Origin of the sequence: Streptosporangium sp. NPDC049644, from assembly GCF_040675205.1 — a bacterium.
GTDB lineage: Bacteria > Actinomycetota > Actinomycetes > Streptosporangiales > Streptosporangiaceae > Streptosporangium > Streptosporangium fukuiense.
Genome location: NZ_JBFAOJ010000095.1, coordinates 23,314 through 34,633 on the forward strand (window position 1 = coordinate 23,314; position 11,320 = coordinate 34,633).

Here is an 11,320-nt window from a genome sequence, read left to right on the forward strand (position 1 = left end):
GGGGAGAGGCCGGACCGGGCACCCGGGCCTCGGCGACACGACCTCCACGGGCGGAGGCGGGTGGTCGCCGGTCATGCCGGCCGTCCGGTGCGTCAGACGCGCCGCCACAGGGCCGGTACGTTCGGCGGCTCCCATCCGGCGTAGGCCGTGTGCCCCTGCAGGCAGCGGTAGGTCACGCCGCCGTAGGTGACCTGGTCGCCGGCCTTGTAGTCCGTTCCGGCCTGCCACGTCCCGCCCCCGTTGGTTGGGCTCGTGGTCGGAGTCGGGCTGGGCGACGGGGTGCCGACGATGTCGAGCACGAAGTCGAACGTCGCCTCCCTGCCGGAGCCGACCGTGCGCACGGTCATGACCAGTGACGGGTCGAAGATCATGTCGGTGTTGTTGCGCGGTTCGTTCGGGAAGTAGAGCTGGGTGGTGAGCACCGGCCGGTTCGGGGCCTGGACCTTGACGTGGATGTGCCGGGTGCGCCCGGGATACAGGCCCGGAACGATCGTGGTCAGTTCGAACGCGCCCTGGGCGTCGCTGAACTGGTGCCCGCGGAAGCCGAATCCGCTGTTGTCGTAGGCGCCGTTGGTGTCCGCCTGCCAGAAGTCCAGAAGCGCGTTGGCGATCGGCCGGCACGAGCGGCCGAACACGTAGCCGCTGACGGTCAGCGGGACGCCCGGTGTGCCGGGCCCGGCCAGTGAGGTGCGCCGCGGCGAGTTGGGCTTGAAATAGGGCCCCTCGGTCTGGGCGACCGTCGGGTCGTCGCCGTCGTCGCAGAAGGGGGTGGGGTCGAGCAGCCCGTCCGTTCGCCGCGCGTCGCGGGCCAGCGCGGGAGCCTGGCCGACCAGCAGCGGAATCGGGGCGACGAGAGCGGCCTTCAGCAGGGTCTTGCGGCTGATGCCCCCGCTCTCGTCGCCGGTATTCTGGTGGTGGATGTTCTCGGTGTCCACAATGGCCTCCTTGGCCTCCGGGGGACGTGCCTGGACGCGACCTGTCGAACGCGCGCGGCGCCGGGGCGGCCGGTCGAAACCGGCGCCGCACGACACCGCCGCGGGGAACCGGCGGGACCTGGCAGCCTGGACGTGCACAAGGCTTACATTGGACGTGAGGCCGCAATACCCTCCATGTTTCTATAACTTTGCCATATGGCTACCGTGGTAATAATCATGCAGGTGAGAGCCGCCTGAATAAGGCTTTCGCCACGTCATACCAAATATTTATGACACGAATAGGATGACGTGACCGGTGAAATTCCGGTGGGTGATTCAGCTCGCGGATATCTCCGTTTCACCGCATGGGGGCGGGGCACCTCCGCGTGAAGCCCGGGTGGCGGCGGTCGTCTACAGAGTTCGACGCTGGGCAGTTACCTCTTGTGGACACTGGCGAAAGGAGCCGGCCGTGCCTGACAACAATGCGCTGATCATTCGATTCCATCCGGTGGGAGGTGAGGACGTCTCCGTGACGAGCGGGGACTTCGACGGGGAGGCCGAGGCGCTGGAGGCGATCTCCCGTGCTCTGGACGAAAGGCGCAGCCTGGTGCTGACCCAGGTGAGATACGGCTTCGAGACCGAGACGATCGGCATGGTCGTCAACCTGGCCAACGTGGTGTCGGTACGGGTGTCCAAGCCGGGCGAGGTCCAAGCCGGGCAGTACCTGTAACGGCGCCTCGCGGGTCATGTCGCGGCGTGGAAGTGGGCTCGCAGACGGGCCCTGGCCTCCTCGGTGGCGCCGAGGGCGTCCAACCCCAGGAGGGCGGCCCCCATGATGGGGGCGACGTCGGCGACGATCGGCTTGGCCTGCGGAGCCCGCTCCGCGAAGCCCCGCTCAAGCAGCTCGCTCATCAGCGGGTCGCGGGCGGTGAGCACGCCGCCGCCCAGGACCACCTCCATCGGCACGGCGAGCAGGTCCAGGCGGCGCAGCGCGACCACCGCGAGCACGACGACCTCCTCGGCCATCCGCGCCACCAGCGAGCGGGCCACCCCGTCACCCCGGGCGGCGACGGCCATCAGCACCGGTACCAGCTCGTTCAGCCTGCCGTAGGGCAGCTCGCCGAAGTGGATGGCCAGGGACACCTCCTCGACGGTGCGGGTGCCGAAGTGCTCACGGATCGCGGAGGTCAGCGCGCTGGCGGGACCCCGGCCGTCCTCGGCGCGTACGGCGTGCCAGAGCGCCTCCTCGCCGAGGCCGAGGCCGCCGCCCCAGTCGCCGGTGAGCCGCCCCAAAGCCGGGTATCTCGCCACCTCCCCCGAGGGGGAGACCGCCACCGCGTTGATGCCGGCGCCGCACACCACGGCCACGCCCGCGGGGCCCGAGGCCCCGGCGCGCAGCAGCGCGAAGGTGTCGTTGCCGACGGTCGCCTCCGTGCCGTACCCCCGCCGGAGGATCTCCGCGCGGAGCGCGTCCTCCTCCACCGGCAGGTCCGCGCCCGCCACGTAGGCGGCCACGTGGTCGGCGTACGGCGTGGCCGCCCCCTCGCCGAGCGCGGAGTGCACGGCGTCGCCGATCACGTCGATCGCGACGCCCACCCCTGCGGTCTGCGGCTGGAAGGCGCCGCCGCGCCCGGTGGCGATGACCGAACCGTCCTCGCGGACCAACGCGACGTCGGTCTTGCTGTTGCCGCCGTCGACGGCCAGGACCGTCCTCACGCGTTCACCCAGGACAGGTGCCCGCGGTTGGCCTCGATCAGGCGCCGGGCCAGGTCTTTCGAGAGCGCGGCCTGCCCGATCAGCGGGTGGGCCAGCAGTGCGTCGGCGACACGGTCCTCGCCGCCGTGCAGCGCGGCCGCGAGCGCCAGCGTCTCGTACGCCGTGACGTGGGCGATGAGCCCGGCGAAGAGCGGCTCCACCGGATCCACCGGCAGCGCGGTCGCGCCCGCCGCGGTGATCGTGGCCGGGACCTCGATGACCGCCTCGTCGGGCAGGAACGGCAGCGTGCCGTCGTTGCGCAGGTTGACCACCTGGGTGTCGCCGCGGTCGCCGACCAGCGAGGCGATCAACGCCACCGCGGCCTCCGAGTAGAAGGCGCCGCCGCGCTTCTCCAGGAGTTCCGGCTTGGTGTCCACGGCCGGGTCGGTGTACATCTCCAGCAGCGCCGTCTCCATCGCCGAGACCTCGGCCGCCCGCGACGGCCTGGTCCGCTGCTCGGCCACCACCAGGTCGTGCTCGTAGAAGTAGCGCAGGTAGTAGGAGGGGACCACGCCCAGGTGCCGAATCAGCGCGGCGCTCAGGCCGACGTCCTCGGCGATCTCCTCGGCGTGGCTCTCCAGCAGCCGCGGCAGCACGTCGACCCCGTCCAGCCGGACGGCCCGCTCCCAGGTGAGGTGGTTCAGGCCGACGTGGCCCAGGGAGATCCGCTCGGGGGCGACGCCCAGGTTGGCGGCGAAGCGGCGCTGGAAGCCGATGGCCACGTTGCACAGGCCGATGGCCCGGTGCCCGGCCTCCAGCAGCGCCCTGGTGACGATGCCGACCGGGTTGGTGAAGTCGACGATCCAGGCGTCGGGCGCGTGTTTCCTGATCTTCTCTGCGATGTCCAGCACCACCGGTACCGTGCGCAGCGCCTTGGCCAGCCCACCCGCCCCGGTCGTCTCCTGGCCGACGCAGCCGCACTCCAGGGGCAGGGTCTCGTCCACGTCACGCGCGGCCTGGCCGCCGACGCGCAGTTGCAGCAGGACCGCCCGTGCCCCGGCGACGCCCTCCTCGACGGAGGTGGTGGCGACGACCCTGGCCGGATGCCCGGCCCGCGCCAGCATCCGGCGCGCCATGCCGGACACCGGCTCCAGCCGGCGGACGTCCGGGTCGACCAGCGCGATCTCGGTCAGCGGGAGCTCGTCGCGTAGTCGTGCGAACCCGTCGATCAGCTCCGGCGTGTACGTCGAGCCGCCCCCGACAACGGCGAGTTTCACCCTTTTACTCCTGTCAGCGTGACGCCCTCGATGAAGACCCTCTGGGCGAAGAAGAAAACGATGATCACCGGGGCCATGACGAGCAGGGCCGCCGCCATGGTGAGGTTCCACTGCACGCTGTGCAGTGCCCGGAAGGACGCCAACCCGAGGGAGAGTGTCCAGTTCGCCTCGTTTGTCTGGGTATAAAGCAGCGGACCATAGTAATCGTTCCAGCAGTAGAAGAACTGGAACAGGGCCACCGCCGCTATCGCCGGACGTGCCATGGGCAGGATCACCTTGACGAGGGTCCAGAAGTCCGAGCATCCGTCCACCCGGGCGGCCTCGGTGTACTCCCTCGGAATGGTGACCAGGAACTGCCGGAGCAGGAAGATCGAGAAGGCGTCGCCGAGCAGCATCGGCAGGATCAGCGGCCACAGCGTGTCGGTGAGGTCCAGGCGCGCCCAGATGAGATAGACGGGGACCGCGACGACCTGCGGTGGCAGCATCATCATCGTGATGACCGCGAAGAAGGCCAGCCTGCGGCCGCGGAAGCGGAATCGAGCCATCGCGTAGGCCACCGGGATCGACGACAGCAGCATGAACGCGGTGCCGAGCCCGGCGTACAGGAACGTGTTGCCCAGCCAGGCCAGCAGCCGCGACCTGGCGAACACCTCGGCGAAGTTGCCCCAGTTCCAGGTGTCCGGCCACAGGTCGGCGGTGAGGGTCTGATCGGTGCTCATGACGGCCGTCAGCGCCACGAACACCAGCGGGCCGACGAACATCAGCGACAGCGCCACGGCGAGGGCGTGGGTGGCGATCCAGTACAGGATCACCCGGACGCGCGGGTCGCGCGCGGCGGGGCGCGGCGCGCGGGAGGCGGCCTCGGCGGGCCTCGTGGCCAGGCTGGTCACCGGTCTCCTCCTTCGTCGAACGCGCGGAACCGGCGGAGCAGGATGAGAGTGAAGATCGTGGAGACCGCGAACAGCAGCAGGGCCAGCACGCAGGCGTATCCCATGCTGAAGTCGCGGAAGCCCACGTGGAACAGCCACTCGGCCAGCGTCAGCGTCGACAGCTCGGGGTATCCGGGGACGAATGAACTGCCGGGGGAGTCGGTGACCCCCGCCGCGACCCGGGAGGCGATCATCGCCTGGGTGAAGTACTGCAGGGCGTAGATGACGCCGGTGACCGTCGAGAACATCAGCACCGGCGAGATCGTCGGCAGCGTGATGCTCCTGAACTGCCGCCACGCGCCCGCTCCGTCGATGGCCGCGGCCTCGTACAGGTGCCTGGGCACGTCCAGCAGGGCCGCGAGGAAGATCATCATCGTGTTGCCGATGCCCCACATGGCCAGCATGGTCAGGCCGGGCTTGGACCAGTCCTTGTCCCCGAACCAGTCGGGGGCGGGGATCCCGAGGAGCTCGATGAACTGGTTGAGCGGTCCCGAGGGGTTCAGCAGGAACACGAAGGAGACCGTCCCGGCCACCACCGGGATCAGCGACGGCAGGTAGAACACCGTGCGGAAGAAGCCGACGCCCGCCTTGAGCCGGGTGAGCAGCCACGCCACGCCCAGCCCGAAGAGCACCTGGGCGGGGACCATGAAGACCACCAGCCACAGCGTGTTCTTGATGGAGGCCCAGACCCGGTCGTCCACGAGGAAGTAGCGGTAGTTGTCCAGGCCGACGAACTCCAGCGTGAACAGATCGTAGCGGTAGAAGGAGAAGTAGACCGTCGCCGCGAGGGGGTAGGCGAAGAACACCGAGAACCCCACCAGCCAGGGCGACATCCAAAGGAGGGCTTTGAGGCCCTCACCGCGCCGCCATCGGGGTGGCGCGGTGTGGACGATGCTCATCGAGGATCAGCCCCCGGAGAGCTTCAGCTTGTCGTCGAGGCGCTTGTCGACCGCGGCCAGCCCGGCGTCGAGGTCGGTGGCCGAGCCGTTCTCCCACTTGACGAGGAACTCCTGCAGCGAGTCCTGGTTGAAGGTGCTGTTGACGTTCGCCGGGACCGTGCTCGTCTTCGGGTGGGCGAAGATGTCGAGGAAGGTCTGGAAGTTGGCGTCCTTGTCCAGGTCGGGCGACTCCAGCGACGCCTTGGTGGTCGGCACGTTGCGCAGCGCGTTGGAGAGCGTGACCAGCGCCGAGGTGTCGGTGGTCAGATACTTGACCAGCTCCCAGGCGGCCTGCGGGTTCTTGGCGCCCTTGGGCACACCGATCACGGTGCCCGCGGTGAAGCCGCTGCCGTACAGGTCGGGCTTGGCGTCGGAGACGGGGAGCGGCGCTGTGCCGTACTCAAGGCCCTTCGCCTCGTTCGCGATCATGGCGTTGCGCCACTCGCCGTCCAGGACCATGGCGACCTTGCCCTTGTAGAACGGGTGGTCGGCAGACCATTCCTGGCCCAGGCTCTTGCGGAACTTCTCCAGCTTGTCGTACCCGTACCAGTCGACGAGCTCCTTCTGCCAGCGCAGCAGTTCCTTCCACGCCGGGTCGGAGCCGACCGCCGAGGTGCCGTCCGGCTTGTACCAGGTGGCGCCGACCATCGGGGCCATGTGCGAGGCGGAGTTCTCGTAGTACTGGAAGCTCGGGATGAACCCGGCGACCTTGATGGTGCCGTCCGCGTCGCGGACGGTGAGCCTCTTGGTCAGCTCGGTCAGCTCCGAGAGCGTCTTGGGCGGCTCGGAACCCTTCATCAGGGCCTTGTTGTAGTAGAGCCCGTACGCGTCGGCGAGCAGGGGCATCACGCACCGCCTGCCCTCGTACTCGGTGTAGGAGCGCGAGACCTCGGGCAGCACGGACAGGTCGATGCCGTCCTGTTCGATCACCGGGGTGAGGTCCTGGAACGTTCCGCTGCGACACCACTGGGCCACGTTGTCCGTGGTGAAGGAGGAGGCGACGTCAGGGGCCGTCCCGCCGCGGGCGGCCTGGGTGATCTGCGCGTCTTGGACACCCTTGACAAGCTTGACGGTGATCTGGGGGAACTTCGTACGGAATCCTGCGATGGCGTCCTCGAACGCCTTGACCTCGGCCGGCGCGGAGAACCCGTGCCACAGCTCGATGGTGGAGGCCGGCAGCGTGGCGGAGGCGGAACCCGAGGGTTTGGGCTGAGAGCCCAGCGCGGGCGCGCTCTCCGTGCCCGCGGTGCAGGCGGTCAGGGCGGTGGCCGTCAGGGTGGCCAGGGCGAAGGTGAGAAAGCGTCGGTGCACGACGGCTGCCTCCTGGGGGGTGGTGGATCAGACGGGGTTCCGGGCGGGGGCGGTTCGGGGGGCGGCTTGCGTGGGGTGCCGGGGGATCAGGAGGGGACTGTGGAGCCGAAGACCTCTTCGCGTGCGGTCGCGAGGGCCAGATCCAGCGCGCCGGCGAGGACGGGATTACCCTCGACGGTTGACAGCAGCAGCGGTGGCCGGGGGATGGTCAGCGCGTGGAGTTCGTGCTCGACGAGCTCGCGCAGGGTGTCGCCGCCCGCGAGCAGGGTCCCGCCGGTCAGCACGATGATCTCGGGGTCGATGACCGAGGTGATCGAGGCCAGCCCGACCGCCAGCCGGGAGGCGATGTCGCGCAGCCCGGCACGGGCGTCGTCGGCGCGCCTGCCGGTGGACGCGGCGGCTCGCACCGCGTTCAGCACCGCCTGTGCGGGGGCGCCGCCGCGCACGCCGTACGACCGGAGGATCTTGAGCACCGCGGGGCCGCCGGTCAGCGCCTGGTAGCCGTGGTTGGCGTAGCGGCCGGTCTCCCTGGCGGTCGGCGCGCCGGGGGTGGGCATGTAGCCGATCTCGCCAGCGCCGCCGGTGGCGCCCCGGTGCAGCCGGCCGCCGAGGACCAGCGCCGCGCCCAGGCCCTCGTCGGCCCAGAGCAGCACGAAGTCCCGGTGGCCCCGGCCCACGCCGTGCGCCTGCTCGGCCTGGGCGACGAGGTTGACGTTGTTCTCTATCGCGACCGGTACGCCCAGGCCGTCGCCGAGGGTGCGGACCAGGTCGGGGATGTGCCAGCCGGGCATGTCCCTGCTGGTGGCGTAGGCCAGCCTGCCGGTGCCCGGGTCGATCGTGCCCTGCACGCCGATGACCACGCACCGCGGCGTCTCCGGAGCACCCGCGCCCTCCAGCGCGGCGGCGACCCGATCCACCGCGTCGCCGCCGGAGCGGCCGGGAGTGGGCAGGTGGTACTCGCCGACCACGGCGCCGGTGATGTCGGCGACCCTGACGTCGATGCCCGCGCGCGTGACGTCCATCGCGGCGGCGTACGCGGCGGCCGGGTTGAGCCGGTAGACCTCGGCGGTGCGGCCGGGCAGTCCCTCGCGGATGCCGTTGAGCACGACCAGGCCCGCCTCCTGCAGGCGGATGAGCAGCTGCGAGGCGGTGGGCTTGGACAGGCCGGTGAGGGCGCCGATCTCCGGACGGGTCAGCGGGCCGCGCTCCAGCAGTGCCTGCAGGGCGGCGCGGTCGTTGATCGCGCGCAGCAGGCTCGGGGTGCCCGGCGTCGGCTGCTTCACTGGCCCTCCGCGTGCGTCCTCGCATTCACCGATGAGGCGAAGTTAGGAAACTTTCCTAACTTCGAGTGAATGTAAGGAACCCGGCGGATCCCCGTCAAGCGGGCAGGAGGCGTCGCAATGAAGCTGTGATGGCTCAGGGGCGGGTAAACTTCTCGACGGACCTGCTAGGGTGATGGTTTGTCATAACAACTAGCGCAATGGTCCGGAGTATCCCATTACTAGCAACGATAATGGAGCGACGGCAACCCGTCAAATCGAGCTGACCAAGGAGCAGGAGTATGTCTCCGCTCTCTACGCGAGGCTCGATCTGCTGCGCGAGCGCACCCAGCGGCAGCTGGACGGCGTCCTCGCGCAGGGAGGGAGCGGGGGCACGCACCAGAACCGCTCTGAGCGCGACACCTTCGCCGGGATGTACGCCGAGCGCCTGGGCCGTCTGTGGGCGGTCGAGAACGGCCTGTGCTTCGGCCGGCTCGACAACGCCGACGACACCTCCCTCTACATCGGCCGCATCGGCATGGCCGACGACGACCAGCGCCGACTGCTGATCGACTGGCGCGCCCCGGTCGCCCAGCCCTTCTACGGCGCCACCCCCGCGGCCTCGATGGGCGTCACCCGCCGCCGCCACCTGCAGACCAAGGGCCGCAGGGTGATCGGGATCGACGACGACCTCCTGGATCTCGACAACCTCACGGACGAGGACGTGGCCACCCTCAACGGGGAGGCCGCCCTGCTCGCCTCCCTGGCCGCTCGGCGCACCGGGCGGATGCGCGACATCGTGGCCACCATCCAGTCGGAGCAGGACCGCATCATCCGCTCGGACCTGGACGGGGTGCTGGTCGTGCAGGGCGGCCCCGGGACCGGCAAGACCGTGGTCGCGCTGCACCGCGCGGCCTACCTGCTCTACACCCACAGGGAGAAGCTGGCCCGCAGGGGGGTGCTCATCCTCGGGCCGAACCTGACCTTCCTGCGCTACATCGAGCAGGTGCTGCCCTCCCTGGGCGAGACCGACGTGCTGTTGTCGACGGTCTCCGAGCTGTACCCGGGGGTCGTTCCCGGGCGCAAGGAGCCTTCGGAGGTGGCCGGGCTCAAGGGCGACTCCCGGATGGCCCAGGTCGTCGCGCGAGCCGTGCGCGAGCGGCAGCGGGTGCCGCGCAAGCCGATCGAGATCCGCCTCGACCGCTACACCCTGCGGCTGGAGGGCAACGTCCTGGAGGCGGCGCGCAACAGGGCGGCCCGCTCCAGGCGGGCGCACAACGAGGCCCGCTCGATCTTCGTTCGCCACCTGCTCAACGCGCTCGCCCGCCAGGCGGCCAGGCAGCTGGGCAAGGGAATGATCGACGACGACGAGCTGGCCGACATCCGCGAGGAGCTCCGTACCGAGCGGCCCGTCAAGGCGGCCCTGAACCGGCTGTGGCCCTACGTCACGCCACAGCAGCTCCTGATCGGGTTGTTCACCTCCCGAGAGCGCCTCGACCACGCCGCCGCCGAGTTCGGCGAGGCCGAGCGGGAGCTGATGCTGCGTGAGCCGCCCCGCAAGGGGGAGAACTGGTGGGCCGAGTCCGACGTGCCGCTCCTGGACGAGGCCGCCGAACTGCTCGGCGACATCGACCCCGCGGTGCTGCGGGCCGGGGCCTGGATGGCCGAGGAGGAGCAGGCGGCGCAGCGGGCCGCCGCGCTCGACGAGCGGCAGCACCAGCTCGAGTACGCCAAGGAGGTCCTGGAGCTGACCGGGCTCTCCGACATCATGGACGCCGAGAAGTTCGCCGCCCGCCATCTCGGCGACGACGTCTTCCTGACCACCGCCGAGCGCGCCGCGGCGGACCGCAACTGGGCCTTCGGCCACGTCATCGTGGACGAGGCGCAGGAGCTGTCGCCGATGGACTGGCGGATGCTGATGCGACGCTGCCCGACGCGGTCGATGACGATCGTCGGCGACCTGGCCCAGACCGGATCCTCGGCCGGGGCGCGCTCCTGGGGCCGGGTCCTCGACCCCTACGTGGCCGGGCGCTGGCGCGAGGAGACCCTCAGCGTCAACTACCGCACCCCGGCGGAGCTGATGGCGGTGGCCGCCGACGTGCTCACCCTGGTCGATCCGGCGCTGAAGGCCCCTGCCTCGGTCAGGGAGACCGGGACGCGCCCGTGGGCGGCCTCGCCGACGGCCTCGCTCGGCGACGTCGTCAAGGCCGAGATCGTGGAGGGTGGGCGACTTGTCGTGATCGTCCCCGAGTCGCGCGCACGGGAACTCGGAGAGGTGGTGGTCCGCTCCGTCGACGGCGCGGTCGCCGGTCCGGGGTCCGCCGCCCTGGACGCCCAGGTGGCGGTGCTGACCGTCGCCGAGGCCAAGGGGCTGGAGTTCGACGCGGTCATCGTGGTCGAACCGGAGTCGATCCTGGGCGAGTCCCCGCGCGGGGCCAGCGACCTTTACGTGGCGTTGACCCGCGCGACCCAGCGGCTTGGCGTCGTGCATGACGGTCCGCTTCCCGATGCCCTCGCTCGACTTGAGAGACATCGGATCACATGAGACCATTGACGGCTCTCGTCGATCATGTCCCAGCTGCGAAAACTTGATGTTTCCGCTGTTAGTGACACGGTTGACATCTGCGCTGGGCTCGGTAGTTTGCTGCCCAGTCCAGCACGGGACTGGCCGGTCGGCCGCCTTCCGACATCGTCGTTTCCTGCGCCCGTGACGGGGGTGACCCCGTCCGTTCAGCCAGACGCAGGGCCGGCAGTCCGTCGAGGCGGGGCACTCCTTCCGGGCGGGGGGTTGGACCCAGGAGGGGTCCGGGCACCCAGTAGACAACGGCAATCCGCGCTCGCCGCCGACGGGACGGAACCGGTCCGAAGGGTTGCCCGGGCTCTCTTCCCGCTCCCGTGCGAGCGCCGCAAGCGTCGGGGCGGTCCGGGGTGTTGAAGGACATGACGAAGTTCTCGTTCTCAACTTGGACGGGTACATCGGCTCGTCCACGCGTTCCG

Annotated in this window: 9 protein-coding genes; 2 read left to right on the top strand and 7 right to left on the bottom strand. The window is 70.1% G+C overall.

Annotated features, from left to right (window positions below; all coding sequences use genetic code 11):
* Nucleotides 1–92: 92 nt before the first annotated feature.
* The gene (locus AB0J58_RS35865; protein ID WP_364224256.1) at nt 93–935 is read right to left on the bottom strand and encodes a carbohydrate-binding protein; all 843 of its coding nucleotides are present in this window, start codon (nt 933–935) and stop codon (nt 93–95) included.
* 448 nt (nt 936–1,383) lie between these two features.
* Here AB0J58_RS35865 and AB0J58_RS35870 point away from each other — a divergent pair, with 448 nt between their 5' ends.
* A complete protein-coding gene (locus AB0J58_RS35870) occupies nt 1,384–1,644 on the top strand; it encodes a hypothetical protein (protein ID WP_343974077.1) in 261 nt (86 codons plus the stop codon).
* A gap of 14 nt (nt 1,645–1,658) precedes the next feature.
* On the opposite strand, the gene AB0J58_RS35875 is transcribed toward AB0J58_RS35870, so the two are convergent.
* The 6 genes from AB0J58_RS35875 to AB0J58_RS35900 all read right to left on the bottom strand — a co-directional run bounded on the left by AB0J58_RS35875 (nt 1,659) and on the right by AB0J58_RS35900 (nt 8,347).
* A complete protein-coding gene (locus AB0J58_RS35875) occupies nt 1,659–2,630 on the bottom strand; it encodes a BadF/BadG/BcrA/BcrD ATPase family protein (RefSeq protein ID WP_364224258.1) in 972 nt (323 codons plus the stop codon).
* Nucleotides 2,627–3,886 carry a 6-phospho-beta-glucosidase gene (locus AB0J58_RS35880; protein WP_364224260.1) on the bottom strand — a complete coding sequence of 420 codons (1,260 nt, stop codon included), beginning with the start codon at nt 3,884–3,886 and terminating at the stop codon, nt 2,627–2,629. Before AB0J58_RS35880 ends, AB0J58_RS35875 begins: the two co-directional genes overlap by 4 nt.
* Complete coding sequence (locus tag AB0J58_RS35885; protein ID WP_364224262.1) at nt 3,883–4,776, bottom strand: carbohydrate ABC transporter permease; 894 nt, start codon at nt 4,774–4,776, stop codon at nt 3,883–3,885. Before AB0J58_RS35885 ends, AB0J58_RS35880 begins: the two co-directional genes overlap by 4 nt.
* The gene (locus AB0J58_RS35890) at nt 4,773–5,648 is read right to left on the bottom strand and encodes a sugar ABC transporter permease (RefSeq protein ID WP_364224264.1); all 876 of its coding nucleotides are present in this window, start codon (nt 5,646–5,648) and stop codon (nt 4,773–4,775) included. The genes AB0J58_RS35885 and AB0J58_RS35890 overlap by 4 nt, the downstream gene beginning before the upstream one ends.
* 72 nt (nt 5,649–5,720) lie before the next feature.
* Complete coding sequence (locus AB0J58_RS35895; RefSeq protein ID WP_364224266.1) at nt 5,721–7,064, bottom strand: ABC transporter substrate-binding protein; 1,344 nt, start codon at nt 7,062–7,064, stop codon at nt 5,721–5,723.
* 86 nt (nt 7,065–7,150) lie between these two features.
* The gene (locus tag AB0J58_RS35900) at nt 7,151–8,347 is read right to left on the bottom strand and encodes an ROK family transcriptional regulator (RefSeq protein WP_364224268.1); all 1,197 of its coding nucleotides are present in this window, start codon (nt 8,345–8,347) and stop codon (nt 7,151–7,153) included.
* Between the two features lie 409 nt (nt 8,348–8,756).
* Between AB0J58_RS35900 and AB0J58_RS35905 the strand changes: the two genes are divergently transcribed.
* A complete protein-coding gene (locus tag AB0J58_RS35905) occupies nt 8,757–10,868 on the top strand; it encodes an ATP-binding domain-containing protein (RefSeq protein ID WP_364224270.1) in 2,112 nt (703 codons plus the stop codon).
* Nucleotides 10,869–11,320: the final 452 nt, after the last annotated feature.